This window comes from Streptomyces sp. NPDC001816 (assembly GCF_042892235.1).
Classification (GTDB): domain Bacteria; phylum Actinomycetota; class Actinomycetes; order Streptomycetales; family Streptomycetaceae; genus Streptomyces.
The window spans coordinates 87,672-108,847 of record NZ_JBIATY010000002.1 but is presented as its reverse complement, the minus strand read 5'-3'; the positions used below and the strand labels follow the sequence as shown (position 1 = coordinate 108,847).

At 72.9% G+C, this 21,176-nt stretch carries 20 protein-coding genes and 1 pseudogene; 14 read left to right on the top strand and 7 right to left on the bottom strand.

Annotated elements, in window-relative coordinates:
- The first annotated feature begins 42 nt into the window (after positions 1 to 42).
- From ACFYZZ_RS06145 to ACFYZZ_RS06135, 3 genes are all read left to right on the top strand, one after another.
- A complete protein-coding gene (locus ACFYZZ_RS06145; protein WP_389172220.1) occupies positions 43 to 531 on the top strand; it encodes a hypothetical protein in 489 nt (162 codons plus the stop codon).
- Complete coding sequence (locus tag ACFYZZ_RS06140; RefSeq protein WP_389172218.1) at positions 528 to 1,766, top strand: hypothetical protein; 1,239 nt, start codon at positions 528 to 530, stop codon at positions 1,764 to 1,766. Before ACFYZZ_RS06145 ends, ACFYZZ_RS06140 begins: the two co-directional genes overlap by 4 nt.
- Positions 1,767 to 1,846: 80 nt before the next feature.
- A complete protein-coding gene (locus ACFYZZ_RS06135) occupies positions 1,847 to 2,293 on the top strand; it encodes a type II toxin-antitoxin system PemK/MazF family toxin (RefSeq protein WP_389172216.1) in 447 nt (148 codons plus the stop codon).
- 6 nt (positions 2,294 to 2,299) lie between these two features.
- Here the strand turns inward: ACFYZZ_RS06135 and ACFYZZ_RS06130 are convergent, their stop codons facing one another.
- On the bottom strand, positions 2,300 to 3,115 hold the full coding sequence (locus ACFYZZ_RS06130) for a TIGR02452 family protein (protein ID WP_389172214.1): 816 nt from the start codon (positions 3,113 to 3,115) through the stop codon (positions 2,300 to 2,302).
- A 275-nt stretch (positions 3,116 to 3,390) separates the two neighbouring features.
- On the opposite strand from ACFYZZ_RS06130, the gene egtA reads away from it, so the two are divergent.
- From egtA to egtD, 4 genes are read left to right on the top strand one after another with little or no spacing between them, the layout of a single operon-like run.
- Complete coding sequence (gene egtA, locus ACFYZZ_RS06125; protein ID WP_389172212.1) at positions 3,391 to 4,707, top strand: ergothioneine biosynthesis glutamate--cysteine ligase EgtA; 1,317 nt, start codon at positions 3,391 to 3,393, stop codon at positions 4,705 to 4,707.
- Positions 4,704 to 6,041: an ergothioneine biosynthesis protein EgtB gene (egtB, locus tag ACFYZZ_RS06120; RefSeq protein WP_389172211.1), complete on the top strand. Its 1,338-nt coding sequence runs from the start codon at positions 4,704 to 4,706 to the stop codon at positions 6,039 to 6,041. Before egtA ends, egtB begins: the two co-directional genes overlap by 4 nt.
- Complete coding sequence (egtC, locus tag ACFYZZ_RS06115; RefSeq protein WP_389172210.1) at positions 6,041 to 6,820, top strand: ergothioneine biosynthesis protein EgtC; 780 nt, start codon at positions 6,041 to 6,043, stop codon at positions 6,818 to 6,820. Before egtB ends, egtC begins: the two co-directional genes overlap by 1 nt.
- Positions 6,817 to 7,779, top strand: a complete 963-nt coding sequence (egtD, locus tag ACFYZZ_RS06110; RefSeq protein WP_389172208.1) for an L-histidine N(alpha)-methyltransferase — start codon at positions 6,817 to 6,819, stop codon at positions 7,777 to 7,779. The genes egtC and egtD overlap by 4 nt, the downstream gene beginning before the upstream one ends.
- A 1-nt stretch (position 7,780) precedes the next feature.
- On the opposite strand, the gene ACFYZZ_RS06105 is transcribed toward egtD, so the two are convergent.
- Positions 7,781 to 9,040 carry an extracellular solute-binding protein gene (locus ACFYZZ_RS06105; protein ID WP_389172206.1) on the bottom strand — a complete coding sequence of 420 codons (1,260 nt, stop codon included), beginning with the start codon at positions 9,038 to 9,040 and terminating at the stop codon, positions 7,781 to 7,783.
- A 214-nt stretch (positions 9,041 to 9,254) separates the two neighbouring features.
- Between ACFYZZ_RS06105 and ACFYZZ_RS06100 the strand changes: the two genes are divergently transcribed.
- Positions 9,255 to 9,470: a dodecin gene (locus tag ACFYZZ_RS06100; protein ID WP_389172204.1), complete on the top strand. Its 216-nt coding sequence runs from the start codon at positions 9,255 to 9,257 to the stop codon at positions 9,468 to 9,470.
- A gap of 43 nt (positions 9,471 to 9,513) precedes the next feature.
- Here ACFYZZ_RS06100 and ACFYZZ_RS06095 read toward each other — a convergent pair whose 3' ends face one another.
- Entirely contained in the window at positions 9,514 to 10,005 is a 492-nt protein-coding gene (locus tag ACFYZZ_RS06095) for a hypothetical protein (RefSeq protein ID WP_389172202.1), read from the bottom strand.
- A 43-nt stretch (positions 10,006 to 10,048) separates the two neighbouring features.
- Positions 10,049 to 10,522: pseudogene (locus ACFYZZ_RS06090) on the bottom strand (dihydrofolate reductase family protein); the annotation flags it as partial.
- 196 nt (positions 10,523 to 10,718) lie between these two features.
- On the opposite strand from ACFYZZ_RS06090, the gene ACFYZZ_RS06085 reads away from it, so the two are divergent.
- The 4 genes from ACFYZZ_RS06085 to ACFYZZ_RS06070 all read left to right on the top strand — a co-directional run bounded on the left by ACFYZZ_RS06085 (position 10,719) and on the right by ACFYZZ_RS06070 (position 14,186).
- Positions 10,719 to 11,093 (top strand): (2Fe-2S) ferredoxin domain-containing protein, encoded by a 375-nt coding sequence (locus ACFYZZ_RS06085; protein WP_389172201.1) that lies wholly within the window; start codon positions 10,719 to 10,721, stop codon positions 11,091 to 11,093.
- A 108-nt stretch (positions 11,094 to 11,201) separates the two neighbouring features.
- The gene (locus ACFYZZ_RS06080; RefSeq protein ID WP_389172199.1) at positions 11,202 to 12,881 is read left to right on the top strand and encodes a LuxR C-terminal-related transcriptional regulator; all 1,680 of its coding nucleotides are present in this window, start codon (positions 11,202 to 11,204) and stop codon (positions 12,879 to 12,881) included.
- Positions 12,878 to 13,147 carry a BBE domain-containing protein gene (locus ACFYZZ_RS06075; protein ID WP_389172197.1) on the top strand — a complete coding sequence of 90 codons (270 nt, stop codon included), beginning with the start codon at positions 12,878 to 12,880 and terminating at the stop codon, positions 13,145 to 13,147. Before ACFYZZ_RS06080 ends, ACFYZZ_RS06075 begins: the two co-directional genes overlap by 4 nt.
- A 34-nt stretch (positions 13,148 to 13,181) precedes the next feature.
- Positions 13,182 to 14,186 carry an LLM class flavin-dependent oxidoreductase gene (locus ACFYZZ_RS06070; RefSeq protein ID WP_389172195.1) on the top strand — a complete coding sequence of 335 codons (1,005 nt, stop codon included), beginning with the start codon at positions 13,182 to 13,184 and terminating at the stop codon, positions 14,184 to 14,186.
- A gap of 5 nt (positions 14,187 to 14,191) precedes the next feature.
- On the opposite strand, the gene ACFYZZ_RS06065 is transcribed toward ACFYZZ_RS06070, so the two are convergent.
- Positions 14,192 to 16,669: an ATP-dependent Clp protease ATP-binding subunit gene (locus ACFYZZ_RS06065; protein WP_389172193.1), complete on the bottom strand. Its 2,478-nt coding sequence runs from the start codon at positions 16,667 to 16,669 to the stop codon at positions 14,192 to 14,194.
- Positions 16,670 to 16,865: 196 nt separating this feature from the next.
- On the opposite strand from ACFYZZ_RS06065, the gene ACFYZZ_RS06060 reads away from it, so the two are divergent.
- Both ACFYZZ_RS06060 and ACFYZZ_RS06055 read left to right on the top strand, forming a co-directional pair.
- Complete coding sequence (locus ACFYZZ_RS06060; protein ID WP_389172191.1) at positions 16,866 to 17,057, top strand: antitoxin; 192 nt, start codon at positions 16,866 to 16,868, stop codon at positions 17,055 to 17,057.
- Between the two features lie 69 nt (positions 17,058 to 17,126).
- The gene (locus ACFYZZ_RS06055) at positions 17,127 to 19,466 is read left to right on the top strand and encodes an ATP-binding cassette domain-containing protein (RefSeq protein ID WP_389172189.1); all 2,340 of its coding nucleotides are present in this window, start codon (positions 17,127 to 17,129) and stop codon (positions 19,464 to 19,466) included.
- Here ACFYZZ_RS06055 and ACFYZZ_RS06050 read toward each other — a convergent pair.
- Together ACFYZZ_RS06050 and ACFYZZ_RS06045 are read right to left on the bottom strand one after the other, a co-directional pair.
- Positions 19,442 to 20,290, bottom strand: a complete 849-nt coding sequence (locus tag ACFYZZ_RS06050; RefSeq protein WP_389172187.1) for a lysophospholipid acyltransferase family protein — start codon at positions 20,288 to 20,290, stop codon at positions 19,442 to 19,444. The genes ACFYZZ_RS06055 and ACFYZZ_RS06050 overlap by 25 nt on opposite strands.
- A complete protein-coding gene (locus ACFYZZ_RS06045; protein WP_389172186.1) occupies positions 20,290 to 21,060 on the bottom strand; it encodes a GNAT family N-acetyltransferase in 771 nt (256 codons plus the stop codon). The genes ACFYZZ_RS06050 and ACFYZZ_RS06045 overlap by 1 nt, the downstream gene beginning before the upstream one ends.
- Between the last annotated feature and the right edge of the window lie 116 nt (positions 21,061 to 21,176).

The window sequence follows — 21,176 nt, the reverse complement described above, 5'->3', positions numbered from 1 at the left end:
ATGCTTCTGGCGTGAAAGACCGTCGGACAAAAGGGAGTTCAGGTGTCGGAGTCAGCTCGGGCGCAGGCCCTCGTCGTTCTCGACCCGGCGGAGCTGCCCGCCGTGCATGAGCTGGCGGCCGCCCACGGCGTAGAACTGCAGGAGGTCCCGCGGCGCGGCATCGAACCCGTCACCACCGTCACCCTGGTCCTGATGGGCGCGGCGACCGCCGTCGGCGCCCTGCAGCACACGCTGGAACAGCGCAAGGGCGGCCAGGTGATCGACCTCAGACCGGGCGCGCCGCGGGCGATCTACCGCACCCCGGACGTGGTCTACGGAACGGTGGTCGTCCTCGCGGCCGACGGCACGGTGACCGTGGAGGTCAGGGAGCCGGACGGCATGTTCGGCAAGGTGATCTCCGCGCTGCCGAACCTCCTCTCCGCCGACGGGAGCGGCACCGCGCAGGTCACGGCGGCCGTCACGGCGAGGTTCGGCGCCGACGTGGAGGTCCGGCCCGCGGCCGGGCGGCCGACGCCGGGCGGTGACGCATGAGCGGGGACATGGAGCGGGGGCGGCAGCAGGAGGCGCGGGACTTCCTCGACCTGCTCAGGGCGCAGGCCCAGGCCGAACAGGGCATTTCCGAGCGGCCGCCGGGAACCGGAGCCGCCGTTCGGGACCTGACCGAACGGCTCCTGCGCGACAGCTTCAACGCCGAGCAGGGCAAGGACCCTCGGGTACGAGCGCGGGTGGAGCAGGAGGCCGCCCGCAACCTGCGGAACCAGGACGACGTCTTCGCCGAGATGTTCGCCGGGATGCAGGACCACATCGAGCGAACGGCCAGGGACCGGATACAGGGCGAAGGCCTGGACTTCGCGGCGATGCGCCCGCTCATCAGCCACCTGCGAACCGGACAGCTCAACGCGGTGAGCCTGCGCGTGCCGGGCCGCCACGGCGCCCATCTGGTGCTCGTCGAGGACCAGATGCCGCTCTTCGCCTCCAAACTCAGCAAGGCGGTCGCCTGGGCCCTCCCCTACGGACCGGCCGCCACCGAGGGCCTGATCGACGTCCAGTGGAACCTGGCCGCCGCGGTCGAGCGGATCGAGACCGTGCCCGAGGTCGCCGAGCGCTTCACGGACATCGTCGTGGCCTACGCCGTCTCGGGCCGGATCGGCGACGCCGGCCACCACCTGCTGCCGCCGGGCCCGTTCAACCTCGCCGGGATGCTGCGTGACGGCCTCGAGTACTTCGTCCTGGGCCACGAGTACGCCCACATCATCAGCGGCCACCTGAACTCCGCGGTCCGGCGCAAGGGGGTGCTGCCGGTCGAGGAGGCCGAGGTGCTGGTGCACTCGTGGGGGCAGGAGTTCGACGCCGACCTGATCGGCATGGTCCTCTCCCTCAACGCGGGGATCGAGTACGACAACCGCGACCTGTGGGTGGGGTTCCTGGGCATCAGTCTGTTCTTCGACGCCCTGGACGTGATGGACCGCGCCGTCGCTCTGCTGCAGACGGGCGACGAGCGCACCCGTCAACTGGGCTCCCACCCGCCGTCCGACCTGCGCAAGCAGCGCCTCCGCGCGGTCCTGCCGCAGATGGCCGATGCCGACCGGGTGCGGATGCCGCTCGAACTGGCCGACATCCAGGGGCAGATCATCCGCGAACTGTGGGCGCGCACCCGCCCGGCCCTGCTGGATCTGCACCGGCGTGGCGTGCCGACGGCCCGGACCTGGCGGACCATCCCGAAGGAGACCGGCGATCCGGGGCCCGGGCCGGCCGCGTCGGCCTGACAGCTCCGGCCGGTGACGGTCACGGACCACAACCGGAGGGCGGTTGCCCAACTCCTCGACGCACGCCCTAAGGTGCCCCCGTGACTGCCTTTACCGACGAAGACACCCCCGGCCGCCACGGCCCCTCCGCCACCACCGAGGCCGACCCGCGCGAGGTCGGCAAGGTGCGCACCGAGTACTCCCCCGCCCATGACGGCGACCCCGATCCGGGCGAGATCGTGTGGACCTGGGTGCCGTTCGAGGAGAACGACGGCCGGGGCAAGGACCGCCCGGTGCTGGTCGTGGCCCGGGAGGCGGCGGGCACCTTCCTCGCGGTCCAGCTGTCCAGCAAGCGGCACGACGGCGACCGGGAGTGGGTGGCCATCGGCAGCGGGCCGTGGGACCGGTCGGGCCGCGACTCGTGGGTGGACGTGGACCGGGTGCTGCGGCTGCACGAGGAGGGCATGCGCCGGGAGGCGTGCGCGATAGACCGGATGAGGTTCGACCTGGTCCGCCGGCGGCTCCACGAGCGGTACGGCTGGACCTGACGCCCTCTAGGGCTGCGGAAACGCCTGTACGAAGGCCTCCCGGACCGTCGCTCCCGGCGTACGGTCCAGGACGCCGAACACCACATGCTCGAACGCCCGAGCGAACCGACCGCCAGGCCCGAGCAGCGTACGGAAGGCGCCCGCGACCTGCGCCGGGTCGTTCTGGAAGACACCGCACCCCCAGGCGCCCAGCACCAGCCGCCGGTATCCGTGGGCGGCGGCGGTCTCCAGGACTCGCTCGGCCCGCCGGGTCAGGGCGGCCGGGAGTTCGCCGACGCGCTCCGGTGCCGTACGCCGTACGACGCCCGCGTTGGGGGCGGCGGCGGTCAGGAAGCCCGCCAGGTACGGCTCCGGCAGCAGGCGGCCCCGGTCGTCGCGGAACACCGGGACGGCGGGGGTGTGGATCACCCGGTCCGTGTAGAGCGGGTCGCGGTGGGCGCGGTGGTGGTCGTAGTACTCCCGGGCCTCCAGCAGGCAGGTGTACAGGGCGGAGGCGCGGCACACGGCCTCCTCCTGGGCCTGGGCGCCGTTCAGATAGCCGCCGCCGGGATTGCGGGCCGAGGCGAAGTTCAGCACCGCCACCGGGGCGTCGGCGAGCCGACGGGCGGCTTCGAGGCTGCTCTCGCCCGTGACCTGGAACAACGTCTCCGCATCCGCCGTCACGGACACCGACACCGGCCCGGGGCCGTACATCCGCGTGCCCGCCCTGGCGGCCTCGATCGCCGCCGCGACGCAGACCTCCCGGCCGCCTGGCAGGCGGTACCTCCCTGACGCCACGATCTGCTCGGTCTCCGTGGCGATGCCCCGCAGGCGCGCGCTCACGGCGCCACCCCCGTGGGCGCCATGACCGCGGCCCGCGCGGCCTCCCCCGTCGTGCTCATGCAGGCATCCTGGGTGATGCTGGTGATGCGGTGCAACGGAGTTTCCGGGTCCAGGAATGGCCTGGAATCGCCCAAGAAAACGGAGATTACCGATCCCGAACGTCCCGATGGGCACCCTTGTGCGAATCGTTGCGAGGGTCTTGGGTGGGACGAGTGCCTGCCCGGCTCACCGAACGCCGGGCCGGTGACATGGTGGAATCGCAGGAGGATCCCGACATGTCCGACTCAATATCCGATGGTGGCGACTGTACGGAGCACCGCACAGCCGTCACCGAGGCCGAGGTCGAAGCTCTCGTCCGAGGCATCTGTTTCAAGACGGGCCCGCCCCGCACGCTCGGGGTCGAAGTGGAATGGCTCGTACACGAGCTGCGGCAGCCGCAGCTCCCGGTGACACCCGAACGACTCGAAGCGGCCTACGCCACCCTGCGGACCGTGCCCCTGAAGTCGCCGCTGACGATCGAACCCGGCGGCCAGCTGGAGCTGAGTTCACCGCCCGCCACCTCCCTGATGGAGTGCGTAGACACCGTCTCGGCCGACCTGGACACGGTCCGCGCGGTCCTCGCCGAGGACGATCTGGGACTCGTCGGCGTCGGCCACGACCCCTGGCACCCACCCCGCCGGTTCCTGCACGAACCGCGCTACGACGCCATGGAGGCCTGCCTCGACCGCACCGGCACGGCCGGCCGGCACATGATGTGCACCTCGGCCTCCGTCCAGGTGTGTGTGGACGCCGGCTACGAGGAGCCCGGGCTGCTCGGGCACGAGCGGCGCTGGCGGCTGGCGCACCTGCTGGGCGCGGTCCTGGTGGCCGCGTTCGCGAACTCCCCGCTGATCGGCCGGCAGCCCACGGGCTGGCGGTCCACCCGGCAGCTGCTGTGGATGGAGATCGGCGTGGCCGGCCGGGCGGGCGGGCCCCCGCCGGACGGCGCCCCGCGGGACGCCTGGACCCGGCATGTGCTGGACGCCCCGGTGATGTGCGTCCGCCGCGACGGCGGTCCGTGGGAGCTACCCGAGGGCCTGACCTTCCGCAAGTGGACCCGCTCGCGGACACCCCGGCCGCCCACCCGGGCGGATCTCGACTATCACCTCACCACGCTGTTCCCGCCGGTCCGGCCCCGCGGCCACCTGGAGCTGCGCATGATCGACGCGCAGCCCGGCGAGGACGGCTGGATCGTGCCGCTCGCGGTGACGGCGGCCCTGTTCGACGACCCGGAGGCCACCGAGGCCGCGCACCGGGCGGTGAAACCCCTGGCGGAGCGGACGCTGAACCTGCCCGCCCCGCACAATCCGCTGTGGACCGACGCGGCCCGGCACGGGCTCGCCGACCCCGAGCTGCGCGAGGCCGCCGTCGCCTGTTTCACGGCGGCGCTCGAAGCCCTGCCCCGGCTCGGTGCCACACCCGCGGTGATGGACGCCGTGGCGGCCCATCTCCACCGCTACGTCGCCCGGGGCCGCTGTCCGGCCGACGACCTGCTGGACCGCCTGCGCGACACGGACCGTCGTGCCCACGGGAGGAAGGACATCCGCACATGACCGCCCCGGAGACCGAGGTCACGGCCACCGAGCCGGACACCGAGGCGCTGCGCGAGCGTGCGCTCGCCTCCCTCATCACCGCCCGCGCCCGCACCACGCTGCTGACCAGCTGCGTCGAGGACCCCGACCTCACCGCGCAGCACTCCCCGCTGATGTCGCCGCTGGTGTGGGACCTCGCCCACATCGGCAACCAGGAGGAGCTGTGGCTGCTGCGGGCGGTCGGCGGCCGGGACGCGATGCGGCCCGAGATCGACGGCCTGTACGACGCCTTCGAGCACCCGCGCGCCGAGCGGCCTTCGCTGCCACTGCTGCCGCCCGCCGAGGCCCGCAGCTATGCGTCCGAGGTGCGCGGCCGGGCCCTGGACCTGCTGGGAGCGGCGGACTTCCACGGCAGCCGGCTGACCGAGGCCGGGTTCGCCTTCGGGATGATCGCGCAGCACGAACAGCAGCACGACGAAACCATGCTGATCACCCATCAGCTCCGCAAGGGCCCGCAGGCCCTGACCGCCCCCGACCCCGAACCGGCGCCGCTGTTCCCGGGCCCGGCCGAAGTCCTCATCCCCGGCGGCCCGTTCACCATGGGCACCTCCACCGAACCGTGGGCGCTGGACAACGAACGCCCGGCGCATCCGGTGGACCTGGCGCCGTACTGGATCGACACGACCCCGGTGACGAACGCGGCGTACCAGGCGTTCATCGAGGACGGCGGGTACGAAACCGAGCGCTGGTGGACGCCCGAGGGCTGGGCGCACATCCGGCAGCACTCCCTCACCGCGCCGCTGTTCTGGCGCCGCGACGGCGGCCAGTGGCTCAGGCGCCGCTTCGGGATCACCGAGGTCGTGCCGGCCGACGAGCCGGTGCTGCACGTGTGCTGGTACGAGGCGGACGCCTACGCCCGCTGGGCCGGGCGCCGGCTGCCCACCGAGGCCGAGTGGGAGAAGGCCGCCCGGTACGACCCGGCCACCGGCCGCTCCACCCGCTACCCGTGGGGCGACGCCGACCCGGCGCCCGAGCACGCCAACCTGGGCCAGCGGTACCTCAGGCCCGCCCCCGCCGGCAGCTACCCGGCCGGTGAGTCCCCGCTCGGCGTACGGCAGTTGATCGGGGACGTGTGGGAGTGGACGGCGAGCGACTTCCTGCCGTACCCGGGCTTCCAGGCGTTCCCGTACAAGGAGTACTCGGAGGTGTTCTTCGGGCCCGAGTACAAGGTGCTGCGCGGCGGTTCGTTCGCCGTGGACCCGGTGGCCTGCCGGGGCACGTTCCGCAACTGGGACTACCCGATCCGGCGGCAGATCTTCTCCGGGTTCCGCACCGCCCGCTCGGAGGCTGTCTGATGTGCCGTCATCTGGCCTACCTGGGGCCCGAGGAGCGGCTCGGCCGACTCCTCGTGGAGCCCCCGCACAGCCTGTTCCGGCAGTCGTGGGCGCCCCGGCGGCAGCGGTTCGGGACGGTCAACGCCGATGGTTTCGGGGTGGGTTGGTACGCCCCCGGCGATCCGGTCCCGGCCCGCTACCGGCGGTCCGGGCCGATCTGGGCGGACCTGTCCTTCACCGACCTGGCCCGGGTCGTGCGCGCCGGTGCCGTGCTGGCCGCCGTACGCGACGCGACCCGCGCGGGCGCGGACGGCGAGGCCGCGGCCGCGCCCTTCGCCGCCGACCGGTGGCTGTTCAGCCACAACGGCGCGATCGCCGGCTGGCCGGACTCGGCGGCACCGCTGGTGTCCGCCCTGCCCCCGGTCGAACTGCTGTCGCTGGAGGCACGCACCGACTCGGCATTCGTCTGGGCGCTGGTGCTGCACCGGCTGCGGCTCGGTGACGACCCCGCCGACGCCCTCGGCGGGGCGGTTCGCGAGCTGGCCGAGGCGGCCCCCGCCTCCCGGCTGAACCTGCTGCTCACCGACGGCACCACCATCACCGCCACCGCCTGGGGCGACAGCCTCTGGTACCGCACGGAGCCCGGCACCGGCACGGTCGTCGCCTCCGAACCGTACGACGACGACCCGCTCTGGCAGGAGGTCCCCGACCGCACCGTGCTCACGGCGAGCCGCACCGGCGTGCTGCTCGCCCCGATCGAGGACCCGGCATCCGTACCACCGAAGGAGCCCTGTACGTGAGTCCCCTGCACGTCACCCGCACTCTCCCCGAGGACGCGACGGACGCCGCGCTGCGCGCGGACGTCCTCGCCGGCCTCACGGTCGACCCCAAGACGCTGCCGCCCAAGTGGTTCTACGACGCCCGCGGCAGCGAGCTGTTCGAGCAGATCACGGAGCTGCCCGAGTACTACCCGACGCGGGCCGAGCGCGAGATCCTCGTCGCCCGGTCCGGCGAGATAGCCGCCGCGAGCGGCGCGCGCACCCTGGTCGAGCTGGGCTCCGGCTCCTCGGAGAAGACCCGCTATCTGATCGACGCGCTCACCTCGCTGGCGGCGTACGTCCCCGTCGACGTCAGCGAGAGCGCCCTCACCCAGGCCGGGCAGGCGCTCATCGAGGAGCGTCCCGGACTCGACGTGCACGCGCTGATCGCCGACTTCACCGCCCCGCTGGCGTTGCCCGAGACGCCCGGGCCCCGGCTGGTGGCGTTCCTCGGCGGCACGATCGGCAACCTGCTGCCCGCCGAACGGGCGAAGTTCCTGGCCTCGGTGCACGCCCTGCTCGCGCCGGGCGACGGGCTGCTGCTCGGCACGGACCTGGTCAAGGACGAGCAGGTGCTGGTCCGGGCGTACGACGACGCGGCCGGGGTGACGGCCGCGTTCAACAAGAACGTCATGGCCGTCATGAACCGGGAGCTGGGCGCCGACTTCGACCCGGACGCCTTCGACCATGTGGCGCTGTGGGACACCGAGCAGGAGTGGATCGAGATGCGGCTGCGCTCGCGCACCGCGCAGACCGTGAAGGTGCCCGCGCTGGATCTCGCCGTGGACTTCGCGGCGGGCGAGGAACTGCGCACCGAGGTGTCGGCGAAGTTCCGCAAGGAGGGCGTGAGTGCCGAACTCGATGCGGCGGGCCTGGAGTTGACCCACTGGTGGACGGACACCGAGGGCCGCTTCGCGCTGTCGCTCAGCGTGGCGCGGTAGGTCAGCCCAGGTTCGGAGCGAGGGCTTCGGTGATCTTCCGGCCGGCCCGGCGTGCCTCGCTCGCCGGGTCGGCCCCGCCGAGCACCTTGGTCATGTAGGCCTTGATCGGGTTGTCGGCCTCGACCGCGGCCCACTGCGGGCTGTTGGGGGTCGCCCGGCCGTGTGCGGCGCCCGCCGCCATGGCGGCGACCCCCTCCTCCCCCGCGACCGCGCCCGCCAGGGTGGTCTTGTTGGGCACGTAGTTCATGGTGCGGGCGAGTTCGGTGTCCCACTTGGCGCCGGTGAGCGCCCCGACGACGGCGGTCGCGGCGAACTGGTCGTCGGTGTTGCGCGGGACGACGAGGTCGGAGCCGCCGGTGAAGACCGTGCCGGGCCGGGCGGCGGTCCTGCCGGGCACCGGGAAGAAGCCGAGCTTGTCCTTGAGCCCGGGGTTCTGCTGCACGATCGACTGGGCGAGCCCCGGTACGGCGATGATCTGCGCGACCTTGCCACCCGCGAACACCCCTGCCTGGGGCGGGTGTTCCTCGTCCGCGTCCACGGGTCCCTCGCCGAGCGCCTGGAGCCGCCGGTAGAAGTCCATGCCGCGCAGGGCTGCCGGGGTGTCCAGGGTGCCGCGCCACTCGTAGTCCTTCTGCTCGGCCAGCTCGCCGCCCTCGTCCCAGATGAAGCCGGAGAGGGTGTACCAGTCCTGTCCGGCCAGGTAGATCCCCTGGTTGCCACCCGAGTTGAGCTTCCGGGTGTCGGTGAGCCACTCGTCGCGGGTCTTCGGCGGGGCGGTGATGCCGGCCTGTTCGAAGAGGTCCTTGCGGTAGATGACGACCCGGTTGGCCGCGTACCAGGGCACGCCGTACTGCTTGTTGCCGTCCTTGCCGGGCTCGGCGAGACCGGGCAGCCAGCGCTCCTTGCCCCAGTCGCGCATCGACTCCAGCGTCAGGTCGGCGAGCCGGCCGTCGTCGACGTACAGCGGGACCTGGGTGTTGCCCACCTCGATGACGTCGGGACCGTCCTTCCCGTCGCTCCTGAGGGCCTTCTGGACCTTCTCGACGATGCCGGTCCACTCCTGGATGCGGATGTCGAGGCGCAGGTCCTTGTGGGTGCGCTCGAAGTCCTCGGTGAAGCGCCGCAGGAACTCCTTCGAGGCACTGTCCTTCATCAGCCACACGGTGACGGTGTGCCGGTCCTGGCCGCCCGGGAGGACGCCGCAGCCGCTGGCGAGGGAGCCGGTGACACAGAGGAGGGCGAGCAGACGACGACGTCTCACGAGGGGTCCTGTTCTGTCTGACGGACAGGGGAAGGGGCCCGACGTGGGGGGACGAGCCGGGGCTCGCACGGGTGTCTGGATTTTGGTATGGACCAATGCTGCGGTCAAGGGCTACCGGGGGTACGGCCGCGACGCCTCGCGCTCCGCGCCCGCATACGGCACCGTGGAGTGACGCGTGACACACCCGTCACGGCGGCACAACGAGGAGCACCGCATGACCAACCACACCTACCGGGTCTCGGAGATCGTCGGCACCTCCCCCGAGGGCGTCGACAAGGCCATCCGCAACGGCATCGCCCGGGCGGCCCAGACCGTGCGCAACCTGGACTGGTTCGAGGTGACGCAGGTCAGGGGGCAGATCGAGGACGGACAGATCGCGCACTGGCAGGTCGGTCTGAAGGTGGGCTTCCGCATCGAGGACGGGGAGTAGTCCCCCAGGACCAGCACAGGTCCGGCCCTCAGGTCTCCGGCCCTCAGGTCCGGCCCTCACGCTCCTGGGCGTCCTCCAGCGCGGCGGACTTCGCGGCCCAGCGGGCCCGTACGACGGCGAACCCGGCGCGCTCGGCGTCGTCGCACACCAGCTCGTCGTCATCGACGAGGAACCGTATCTCGCGGTCGCGGGCGAGCCGGCGCAGGATCTCCAGCTTGGTGAACCGGGCGGGCCTGCGGTCGGCGTTGCTCCGCATGTGGAGGCGCCCCTCGGGCAGCGCCTGGTCGGCGAGCCAGTCGAGCGTGTCGCGCCGGCATCGCTCGGGCCGCCCCGTGAGGTATACGATCTCGCACTCGCGAGCCTGCTCCAGGACGAGCGTCACGCCCTCGGCGAGCGGCGGATCCTGGGGCGCGGCCGCGAAGAACCCGGCCCAGTTCCGCGGCCGGGCCTGAAGGAAGTGCTGCCGATGGGCGGTGTCGGCAAGGGTGTTGTCCAGGTCGAACACGGCAACCGGGCGCGCACTGCTGTCTGTCACGGGGCCACCCTAGTGCGGTGATCGCACAGGGTGGGCCCTCGCGTCACCTTCGCCAGAACAGGTGGTGCGTCACGCCGCTCGGGCTGGGCACGACCTCCAGGTGGAACCGGTCGAGCAGCTCATGGGGTGACTCCCAGAGCCGTAGTCCGGACCCGAGCGTCACCGGCGAGACCGCCACATGCATGGTGTCGACGAGGTCGGCTTCAAGGAACTCCCTGATGGTGGTGACCCCGCCACCGAGGCGAACGTCCCTGCCCTGCGCCGCCTCCCGCGCCCGTTCGAGGACCGTGGCCGGGTCGCCGTCGACGAAGTGGAAGGTGGTGTCGGAGAGCGTGAACGAAGGCCGCTTGTGGTGGGTCATGACGAACACCGGCGTGCGGAACGGTGGCTCGTCGCCCCACCAGCCGCGCCACTCGTGGTCGTGCCAGGGCCCGCGCTGGGGCCCGAACTTGTTGCGGCCCATGATCTCGGCTCCGATGTTGCGTGCGAAGTCTCGCGTGAAGTAGACGTCGAGGCCGAGACGTTGAAGTTCATGACTCTCAGCAGTTGATCCGTGTGTTTCCTCATCAAGTCCGGTCGCGTCATCGTGTGGCGAGGTGCCCCACACCATCACGTCGAACGGGACAGGGGCGGATCGACAGCGGCGCGTAACTTTTTTTCGACCAGCCACCCCTGCGTCAACTCCCCGGGAGCGCGGGCCGCATGCTTCTCCCATGCCTTCTGTTCCCACCCTCGTCGTCTGCCGGGGCTGCTGCTGCGGCAACCCGGCCAAGCACCCCGGTACCGATCACGACGGCCAGCTGGACCGTTTGCGGGCCGCCGCGGCCGAGGGCGGCTTCGCGGTGCGCACGACCGACTGCCTGGGGCCGTGCGACCAGGCGAACGTCGTGGTCGTACGCCCCTCGGCCGAGGGGCGGGGGGCGGGCGGCAAGCCGGTGTGGATCGGGTTCGCCCTGGACGACGACTGCACGGCCGAGATCGCCGAGTGGGCGCGGACGGGCGGGCCCGGGCTGGCCGAGCCGCCGCTCGCCCTGGAGCTGCAGATGATCGAGGCCCCACGAGGCGCACGGACGCGGTCGGGCCGGTGACCGGCGCGGCCGGCCGCAGGCGAGCCGGCCTGCTGCGCCCCGAGGGCCGGGCCGGACTACCGTATGAGGGGGCGGTCCTGCTCGCCAGGAGCGAGAAGGGAGCCGCGTGTGAGTGGTCGGACGGCCGGCGCGACGACGACGCCGGACGCGCTGCGACGGGCACGGGACGCCGTGGCCCGGGAGGCGTGGGCCGACGCGTACCGGCTGCTGCACGGCTTGGACCCTGCTGATCTCACCCCAGACGACTGGGCCGCGCTCGGCGACGCCGCCTGGTGGACGAGCCGGGTCGAGGAGTCCGTCGCCCAGCGGATGCGGGCCTACGCCGGGTACGTGGCGGCCGGCGCCGACCGGCAGGCCGGATTCATGGCGTGGCTGCTCTTCTACGAGCACCACCTGGCGGGCCGCACGGCCATGGCCACCCGCTGGCTGCGCCGGGCCCGGCGGCATCTGCGCGCCGAGCCCGAGTGCGCCGAGCAGTGCTTCCTCGTCTGGACGGACACGGAGCAGGCGCAGGAGCGCGGCGCGTTCGACGAGGCGATGGCCTCGGCCCGGCGCATGGCGGCGATCGCGCGCCGCTGCGGCAGCGCCGACCTGTACGCCATGAGCGTCCAGGCGCAGGCCGGCGTCCTGGTGGCCCGGGGCCGGGTCGCCGCCGGGCTCGACCTTCTCGACGAGGCGATGTGCTCGGCCGTGGCGGGCGAGCTGAGCGCCTTCTTCACCGGCTGGATCTACTGTCTGGGCCTGCAGCAGTGCATGGCCTGCGCCGACCTCGAACGCGCCGCGGAGTGGACCGAGGCGGCCATCCGGTGGTGCGCTTCGATGCCGGCGGAGAACAACTTCCGGGGGCTGTGCCGGGTGCACCGGGTGCAGGTGCTGGAGCTGCGCGGCCGCTGGCCCCTGGCGCTGACCGAGGCCGTCCGGACCTGCGAGGAACTGCTGCCCCACGAGCGGCGGTTGGCGGCCGAGGCCTGCTACCTGACCGGAGAGATCCGGCGTCGGCGCGGCGAGACGGCCGCGGCCGAGGAGGCTTACGAGCGCGCGCACGAGCTGGGCCGCGACCCGCAGCCGGGCCTCGCTCTGCTGCGGCTGGCGCAGGGCAGGGGCGAGGCCTCGGCCGCGGGACTGCGGCTGGCCGTCGCCGGGGACGGGACGGGCCGGGTCGAGCGGTGCCGGCTGCTCACCGCCCAGGTGGAGGTCTGCCTCGCGCTCGGCCGGCTCGACGAGGCCCGCGCGGCGGCCGAGGAGCTGGACGCCCTGGCCCTGGAGTGGCAGCTGCGGTGCGGCTCGGCGGCGACCCTGCTGCACGCGAGTGCCGCGGCGGCCGGCGCAGCGGTGGCCTTCGCGGAGCGTGACCTCGACCGCGCGCTGCCCCTGCTGCACCGGGCACTGGCCGTCTGGCTGGGGCTGGGGGTGCCGTACGAGGCGGCCCAGGTGCGGATGCTCCTGGCCGCCGCCGACCGGAGTGCCGGGGACGGCGAGGGCGCCCGGATGGAGCTGCGGGCGGCCCGGCAGGCCTTCGAGGAGCTGGGCGCCGCACCGGATGCCCGCCGGGCGGCAGCCCTCCTCGCCGGCCTGCGCGAGGAGCCGCCGAGCGGGCTCACCGAGCGCGAGATCCAGGTGCTGCGGCTGGTAGCGGCGGGCCGCACGAACCGGGCCATCGCCGCGGAACTGGTGATCAGCGAGCACACCGTCGACCGGCACCTCAGCAACATCTTCGCCAAGCTCGACGTGTCCTCGCGGGCCGCGGCGACGGCTTACGCCTGCACGCACGGCCTAGCGCGACAGTGATCTTCCCGGTCGACGGCGCCTGCCACCGGATCGGGCCGCAGGACACCGCGTTCGCCTACCGGGACGCCTGCTTCTCGACCGCGCTCAGCCCGACCCTGACCACCCGGGCGGACTGCGAGGCCCAGAAGGGGTGGGCGCGCGCCTTCCACCGGGCGTTGGAGCCGTACTCGGCCGGGGGCGGCTACAGCCACGCCCGTCTGGTGGAGCTGAAGCGGCGCTACGACCCGGGCAACCTGTTCCGGCTGAACCACAACATCGCGCCGTGAGGAATCCTGCGGGCTCCAGGGTGTTGAACCTCGTATGAGTTCCGTGACCGCCGCGACCCGCTTCTCCGTCCTCGACCGTTCCCGCACCCGTGCGGGCCGGCCGCCCGGCGAGGCGCTGCGGGACACGGTCGCGCTGGCGCGGGAGGCGGAGGTGCTCGGCTATCACCGGTTCTGGGTGTCCGAGCACCACGGCGTGCCCGGGGTCGCCGGGTCGGCGCCGACCGTGCTCGCCGCCGCCGTGGCCGCAGCGACCCGCACGATCCGGGTGGGCACCGGCGGGGTCATGCTGCCCAACCACCAACCTCTTGTGGTGGCCGAGCAGTTCGGCGTGCTGGAGTCGCTCTTCCCGGGCCGGATCGACATGGGGCTCGGCCGTTCCGTGGGCTTCACCGGCGGAGTGCGCAAGGCCCTCGGGCGGGACAAGGACGACGCCGAGGACTTCGGGGCGCAACTCGGCGAACTGCTCGGCTGGTTCGAGGGCACCTCGCCGACCGGGGTGCACGCCCGCCCGGCGGAGGGCCTGCGGGTGCCGCCGTTCGTGCTGGCCATGGGCGAGGGCGCGCGCATCGCGGCCCGCGCCGGCCTGCCGATGGTCACCGGTGACCTGCGGGGCCGCGAGAAGATGCTGCGCGGCATCGACGAGTACCGCGCCCGGTTCCGCCCCTCCCCGTGGGCGTCCGATCCGTATGTGGTGATCTCCGGTACGGTCGCGGTCGCCGGCACCGCGGAGGCCGCGCGGCGGCTGCTGGTACCGGAGGCCTGGGCCATGGCGCACGCGCGGACCCACGGCAGCTTCCCGCCCCTGGCCCCGGCCGAGGAGATCGAGGCCCGCGCGATGACCGCGAAGGAGCGGGACTTCTACGAGTCCGGTCTCGCCGGTCACCTCGCCGGCACCGGGGACCAGGTCGCGCACGAGCTGGAGACGGTGCTGAAGGAGACGGGCGCGGACGAGGTCCTGGTCACGACCAGCTCGTACGACCGTACGGCGCTGCTGGACTCCTACCGGCGCCTCGCCGCCCTCTTCGCACCCCTCGGCTGAGCGGCTCAGCCCTGCATGTCGGCCGGCCTGTCCGCGCGCATCAGGATGGAGCCGTCCGCCGCGTCCACCACGGCGCGGTCGCCCGGTTGGAGTTGCCCGGACAGCAGCATGTCGGCGAGGCGGTCGTCCACCTCGCGCTGGATGGTGCGGCGCAGCGGGCGGGCGCCGAAGTCGGGCTGGTAGCCGATGTTCGAGAGGAGTTCGGCCGCCGCGTCAGTGACCTCCATCGTGACGTCCTGGGCGTGCAGCCGGCGCCGGGTGTGCTCCAGCAGCAGGTCGACGATCTGGCGCAGCTGGGTGCGGTCCAGGCCGCGGAAGACGATGATCTCGTCGATGCGGTTGAGGAACTCGGGCCGGAAGTGCTGCTGGAGGGCGGGCATGACGGCGTCGCGGACCTTGGTGTAGTCCTCGGTGCCGGCGGCCAGGATGCGGTCGGCGCCGATGTTCGACGTCATGATGACGACGGTGTTCTTGAAGTCGACCGTGCGGCCCTGGGAGTCGGTGAGCCGGCCGTCGTCCAGGAGCTGCAGCAGGGTGTTGAAGACGTCCGGGTGGGCCTTCTCCACCTCGTCCAGCAGCAGCACGGTGTACGGCTGTCTGCGCACCGCCTCGGTGAGCTGGCCGGCCTCCTCGTGGCCGACGTATCCGGGAGGCGCCCCGACCAGGCGGGAGACGGTGTGCCGCTCCTGGAACTCGCTCATGTCGAGGCGGATCATGCGGCTCTCGTCGCCGAAGAGGGCGGCGGCGAGGGCGCGGGCCAGCTCGGTCTTGCCGACGCCGGTCGGGCCGAGGAACAGGAAGCTGCCGATGGGCCGGTTGGGATCGCTCATGCCGGCGCGGGCGCGGCGTACCGCGCGGGCCACGGCGGTGATCGCCTCGTCCTGGCCGACGACCCGCTCGTGCAGGTGCTCCTCCAGCTTCAGCAGCCGTTCCCGCTCCTCCTCGGTGAGCTGGGAGACGGGGATGCCGGTGGTGCGGGAGACGACCTGGGCGATGTCCTCGGCGGTGACCTTGGGGACGTGCTCCTCCGCCTTGCCCCCGGCGGCCAGCTCGGCCTCGGCTTCCTTGATCCGGTCGCGCAGGTCCTTGGCGCGCTCGTACTCCTCGTCGGCGACGGCCTGGTCCTTCTCCCGGTTCAGGGCGGCGATGCGGTCCTCGACCTCCCGGGTGTCGGCCAGGGGGGTCTTGGCGCGCAGCCGGACGCGGGCTGCGGCCTGGTCCATCAGGTCGATGGCCTTGTCGGGCAGGAAGCGGGAGGTGATGTACCGGTCGGACAGCTCGGCAGCGGCCACGACCGCCTCGTCGGTGATGCGGACCTGGTGGTGGGCCTCGTACCGGTCGCGCAGGCCGCGCAGGATCTCGATGGTGTCGTCCACACTGGGCTCGCCGACCAGGATGGGCGCGAAGCGGCGCTCCAGGGCGGCGTCCTTCTCGATGTGCCTGCGGTACTCGTCCACGGTCGTCGCGCCGATCAGATGCAACTCGCCGCGGGCCAGGGCGGGTTTGAGCATGTTGCCCGCGTCCATGGCGCCCTCGCCGCCGCCTCCGGCACCGACGACGGTGTGCAGCTCGTCAAGGAACAGCACCAGTTCGTCGGCGTGCTCGCGGACCTCCTCCAGCAGCTTCTTCAGCCGCTCCTCGAACTCGCCCCGGTACTTGGTGCCGGCCACCATCCCGGCGAGGTCAAGCGAGACCAGCCGCTTGCCTTCGAGGGTCTTCGGCACGTCCCCGGCGACGATGCGCTGGGCGATGCCCTCGACCACGGCCGTCTTGCCGACGCCGGGGTCGCCGATCAGGACGGGGTTGTTCTTGCTGCGCCGGGAGAGGACCTCGATGGTCTGCTCGACCTCCTCCTCGCGTCCGATCACCGGGTCGAGGCGGCCCTGGCGGGCGTCCTCGGTGAGGTCGCGGCCGTACTCGTCCACGGTCGGGGTGGTGCTGGGCTTCTTCCGCTCGGCGGTGCCCTCGGTGGGCAGCCTGGCCGGCTCCCAGCCGCCCTCGCCGAGCGTCTGCCCGGCCACGGACTCCGGGTTCGCGGCGAGTGCGCGCAGGATGTGACCGGGGCCGATGTAGGAGTCGCCCTCGGCGCGGGAGATCTGGTAGGCGTCGAGCAGGGCGCGCTTGGCGGCCGGGGTGAGGGTGTTCGGCTCGGTCTTCTCGCCGCCGTTCGCGCCGGTGCTGAGCCGCTCCCGGATGCGGTCGGGGTCGGCGCCGGCCTCGGCGAGCAGGCGCCGGGTGGACTCGTTGTGGGTGGCGGCGGCCAGCAGGTGCCGGGCGTCGAGTTCCTCGCTGCCCTCGATCGCGGCGATGTCCCTGGCCTCGGCCACCAGGTCCCGGGCCCGTTCGGACAGCAGGCTGCCGATGTCGACGCGCTGCGGCCGGCGGGCGGAGGCGGCCGGGCCGCCGCTGCCGAAGAACCGGGACATCAGCTCGTCGAACTCCTCGAACGGGCTGCGTCCGAATCCGAAACCGGGAGTGCTCATGAGGGGCAGGCCTTTCTGCGGCGGCAGGCGTCCGTACCCCCCAAACTCGCACATAAGGGATACCCGTGCACTTGCGCCTCTCCGGCGGGCTCATACGCCGCGCTCTCGCTCCGCGCGCCCCCGCCCGCCGAGATGCGAGCCGTGCCCCGGCCGGTGACCCTGGAAGACGGACCGTCTATCCCCCAGGAGGGATGCCATGTCCATGCTGGACAAGATCAAGGGCATGCTCAAGGGCCACGAGGACGTGGCGAACAAGGGCATCGACAAGGGCGGCGACTACGTCGACGAGAAGACCCAGGACAAGTACAAGTCCCAGGTCGACACGGCCCAGCAGAAGCTGAAGGACGAGCTCGGAAGCCAGGAGCGGGACACCCCTCCGCATCCGTAGCCGGGACCCGGCGGGCTAGAATCGCGGGGTTTGTCCCCGCCCCGGCAGGCCCGTACGGAGTGTCCCCCGATGCACAGCCCTCATGATCCGTACGACCCCTACGTCCGTGTCCGCGGTGCCCGCGAGCACAACCTCAAGGGTGTCGACGTGGACATCCCGCGGGACGTACTGGCCGTGTTCACCGGCGTGTCCGGCTCGGGGAAGTCGTCCCTGGCGTTCGGCACCGTGTACGCCGAGGCGCAGCGACGCTACTTCGAGTCGGTCGCGCCGTACGCGCGCCGGCTGATCCACCAGGTCGGGGCGCCCAAGGTCGGCGAGATCACCGGGCTGCCGCCGGCGGTCTCCCTCCAGCAGCGCCGCTCGGCCCCCACCTCCCGCTCCTCCGTGGGCACGGTCACCAACCTCTCCAACTCCCTGCGCATGCTGTACTCGCGCGCCGGTGACCATCCGCCCGGCGCCGAGCGGCTCGACTCGGACGCGTTCTCCCCGAACACGGCGGCCGGTGCCTGCCCGGAGTGCCACGGCCTGGGCCAAGTGCACCGCACCACCGAGGAGTTGCTGGTGCCCGACTCCTCGCTGTCGATCCGCGAGGGCGCGATCGCCGCGTGGCCCGGGGCCTGGCAGGGCAAGAACCTGCGCGACATCCTCGACACGCTCGGGTACGACGTGGACCGGCCCTGGCGCGAACTCCCCGCCGAGCAGCGGGACTGGATCCTCTTCACGGACGAGCAGCCGGTCATCACCGTCCACCCGGTCCGGGACGCCGACCGGATCCAACGGCCGTACCAGGGCACGTACATGAGCGCCCGCCGGTACGTCATGAAGACGTTCTCCGACACCAAGTCCCCGACCCTGCGGGCGAAGGCGGAGCGCTTCCTGACCAGTGCGCCCTGCCCGGTGTGCGGGGGCAGCAGGCTGCGGCCCGAGGCGCTGGCGGTGACCTTCGGCGGCCGGACCATCGCCGAGCTGGCCGCACTGCCCCTGACCGACCTGGCCGGACTGCTCGACGGCGGCACCGAGACGGCCCGGGTCCTCACCGACGACCTGAAGTCCCGGATCGCGCCGGTGGTCGAGCTGGGCCTCGGCTATCTGAGCCTGGACCGGGCCACCCCCACCCTGTCCGCGGGCGAGCTGCAACGGCTGCGGCTGGCCACCCAGTTGCGCTCCGGACTGTTCGGCGTGGTGTACGTGCTGGACGAGCCGTCGGCCGGACTGCACCCGGCGGACACCGAGGCGCTGCTCGCGGTGCTGGACCGGCTCAAGACGGCCGGGAACTCGGTGTTCGTGGTCGAACACCACCTGGAGGTGGTGCGCGGCGCGGACTGGCTGGTGGACGTGGGTCCCGGCGCGGGCGAACACGGCGGACAGGTGCTGTACAGCGGCCCGGTGGCCGAGCTGGCCTCGGTCGAGGAGTCCGCCACGGCCCGCTACCTCTTCGACGAGGCCCCGGGTCCGGCGCGTGAGGTCCGCGAGCCGCGCGGCTGGCTGAAGGTGGGTCCCGTGACCCGGCACAACCTGCGCGGGGTGACGGCCGAGTTCCCGCTGAGCGCGTTCACCGCCGTCACCGGTGTGTCCGGCTCCGGGAAGTCCACGCTCATCGGCGAGCTGACTCAGGACCTGGCCGGGGTCGGCCGTCTGGTCCGGGTGGACCAGCGGCCGATCGGGCGTACTCCGCGCTCCAACCTGGCCACCTACACCGGCCTGTTCGACGTCGTACGGAAGGTGTTCGCCGCCACCGACGGGGCGCGGGAGCGCGGCTACGGCGTCGGGCGGTTCTCCTTCAACGTGGCTGGGGGGCGCTGCGAGACCTGCCAGGGCGAGGGGTTCGTCAGCGTCGAGCTGCTGTTCCTGCCGAGCACGTACGCGCCCTGCCCGGACTGCGCGGGCGCCCGCTACAACCCCGAGACCCTGCGGGTGGCGTACCGGGGACGGAGCATCGCCGAGGTCCTGGACCTGACCGTCGAGGACGCGGCCGAGTTCTTCGCGGACACCCCGGGGGCTGCCCGCAGCCTGGGCTCGCTGCTCGACGTGGGCCTCGGCTATCTGCGTCTGGGCCAGCCCGCCACCGAGCTGTCCGGCGGGGAGGCCCAGCGGATCAAGCTGGCGAGCGAGCTGCAGCGCGGCCGCCGTGCCCACACCCTCTACCTGCTGGACGAGCCGACGACCGGTCTGCACCCGGCCGACGTCGAGGTGCTGATGGACCGGCTGCACGGGCTGGTCGACGCCGGGCACACGGTGGTCGTGGTCGAGCACGACATGACCGTGGTCGCCGAGGCGGACTGGGTGATCGACCTCGGGCCGGGCGGCGGCGACCGGGGCGGGCGCATCGTGGCGGCCGGACCGCCGCAGCGGGTGGCGCGGGCGGCGGGCAGCGCCACGGCGCCCTACCTGGCCCGGGTCATGCCCTGACTCGGGGCGGCCTTCGGCTCCAGCAGGACCACATGGGTCCAGGCGGCCTCGGAGGGGACCGGCTGGGCGGCGCGGGCGAGGGAGCGGCGGTCGGGCTGGGCGCCGGGCGGTATCACCGGCCGGATGTCCACCTCGGCCACCAGGCCCCGCGCGCGGGCGACCCGCCACAGGGAGGCGAGCAGGGTGTCCTCGCCGACGAACGCGGCCGCGGTGCTCGCGGCCCCTCCCCCGTCCTGGCGGTAGCGCAGCCGGACCGGCTGCACGGGCACGCCCGCGTCCAGCGCGGCCTGGAAGACGGCCCGGTGGAAACGGCCGTGCGCCCGCCCGCACCAGGTGCTGCCCTCGGGAAAGGCGACCACGGCCGCGCCCTCCCGCAGGACGCGCGCGATCCGGGCGACCGTGTCGGGCAGCGCGCGCAGCCGGTCGCGCTCGATGAACACCGCACCGCCGCGCGCGACCACCGCCCCCGCCACGGGCCAGTCACGGATCTCGGTCTTGGCGAGCATCCGGGCGGGGCGTACGGCGGCCAGCAGCGGGATGTCGAGCCACGAAACGTGGTTGGCGACCAGCAGCAGACCGCCGTCCGGTGCGGCGGTGCCGGTGAAGCGGACCCGGACCCCGATGGCCCGCACGATCGACCGGCACCACCGCCTGACCCACTCGGCGGGGATCCTCCCGCCGAGCGGGGACAGCACGATCCCGGCCAGCACCAAGGCGGTGACCGCGGTGAGCCGCAGCACGGCCCGGGGTACGGCCGCTGCGGGTGCGGCCGGCTCCACGCAGGCGCCCGGGGTGCAGGGCGCGCTGGGCAGCCAGACGCTCATCAGGCCGGCACGAGGGAGAGGAAGTGCTTCAGATAGCGCGGGTTGACCCGGCGCATCGACAGCAGCACGTACAGGTCGGCGACCCCGAAGTCCGGGTCGTGCGCGGGCTCCCCGCACACCCAGGCGCCGAGCCGGACGTAGCCGCGCAGCAGGGCGGGCAGTTCCACGCGGTCGGCCGGAACCTCGGCGTTCGGGACCCACGGCAGCAGGGGCTGTACCCGGAACTCCTCGGGCGCCAGGTGCTTGGCGCGCACCCGCTCCCAGGTGGCCGTGGCCAGCGCGCCGCCGTCGGCGAGCGGCACGGAGCAGCAGCCCGCCAGCCACTCGTGGCCCCGGTCGACCATGTACCGGGCTATCCCGGCCCAGATCAGGCCGATGACCGTGCCGTCCCGGTGGTCGGGGTGCACGCAGGAGCGGCCGACCTCGACCAGGCCGGGCCGGATCCCGTCGAGCGGGGCGAGGTCGAACTCGCCCTCCGAGTAGAGCCGGCCGGCGACCGCTGCGCGCTCCGGCGGCAGCAGCCGGTAGGTGCCGACGACCTGCCCGGTCACGGTGTCGCGCACGAGCAGGTGGTCGCAGTACGCGTCGAACGGGTCGACGTCGAGGCCCGGCTGTGAGGTGGTCAGCAGGGCGCCCATCTCTCCGGCGAAGACGTCGTGCCGCAGCCGCTGCGCGGCACGGACGTCGGCCTCGTCACGGGCGAGGGTGACGGTGTAGCGGGTGGGTGCCGCGGGCTGCGGAGGACGGTCGAGCGTGGTGACGCCGGTCATGGCTCTCTCCATGGTCACGGGCCGGGTCGGCAGGAGCGGCGGAGCGGCGGTCCGCTCTGCCGGTCCTGTTCTTCCGACGCCGGTTGGCGTACGCGTGACGGGTGGCCGGAGAGTGG

Excerpts from the sequence above, each read along its gene's own strand:
- ACFYZZ_RS06140 (WP_389172218.1), top strand. The coding sequence starts at position 528 with ATGAGCGGGGACATGGAGCGGGGGCGGCAGCAGGAGGCGCGGGACTTC.
- egtA (WP_389172212.1), top strand. The coding sequence starts at position 3,391 with ATGTCCGACTCAATATCCGATGGTGGCGACTGTACGGAGCACCGCACA.
- egtB (WP_389172211.1), top strand. The coding sequence starts at position 4,704 with ATGACCGCCCCGGAGACCGAGGTCACGGCCACCGAGCCGGACACCGAG.
- egtC (WP_389172210.1), top strand. The coding sequence starts at position 6,041 with ATGTGCCGTCATCTGGCCTACCTGGGGCCCGAGGAGCGGCTCGGCCGA.
- ACFYZZ_RS06100 (WP_389172204.1), top strand. The coding sequence starts at position 9,255 with ATGACCAACCACACCTACCGGGTCTCGGAGATCGTCGGCACCTCCCCC.
- ACFYZZ_RS06085 (WP_389172201.1), top strand. The coding sequence starts at position 10,719 with ATGCCTTCTGTTCCCACCCTCGTCGTCTGCCGGGGCTGCTGCTGCGGC.
- ACFYZZ_RS06070 (WP_389172195.1), top strand. The coding sequence starts at position 13,182 with ATGAGTTCCGTGACCGCCGCGACCCGCTTCTCCGTCCTCGACCGTTCC.
- ACFYZZ_RS06065 (WP_389172193.1), bottom strand. The coding sequence starts at position 16,669 with ATGAGCACTCCCGGTTTCGGATTCGGACGCAGCCCGTTCGAGGAGTTC.
- ACFYZZ_RS06060 (WP_389172191.1), top strand. The coding sequence starts at position 16,866 with ATGTCCATGCTGGACAAGATCAAGGGCATGCTCAAGGGCCACGAGGAC.
- ACFYZZ_RS06055 (WP_389172189.1), top strand. The coding sequence starts at position 17,127 with ATGCACAGCCCTCATGATCCGTACGACCCCTACGTCCGTGTCCGCGGT.
- ACFYZZ_RS06050 (WP_389172187.1), bottom strand. The coding sequence starts at position 20,290 with ATGAGCGTCTGGCTGCCCAGCGCGCCCTGCACCCCGGGCGCCTGCGTG.
- ACFYZZ_RS06045 (WP_389172186.1), bottom strand. The coding sequence starts at position 21,060 with ATGACCGGCGTCACCACGCTCGACCGTCCTCCGCAGCCCGCGGCACCC.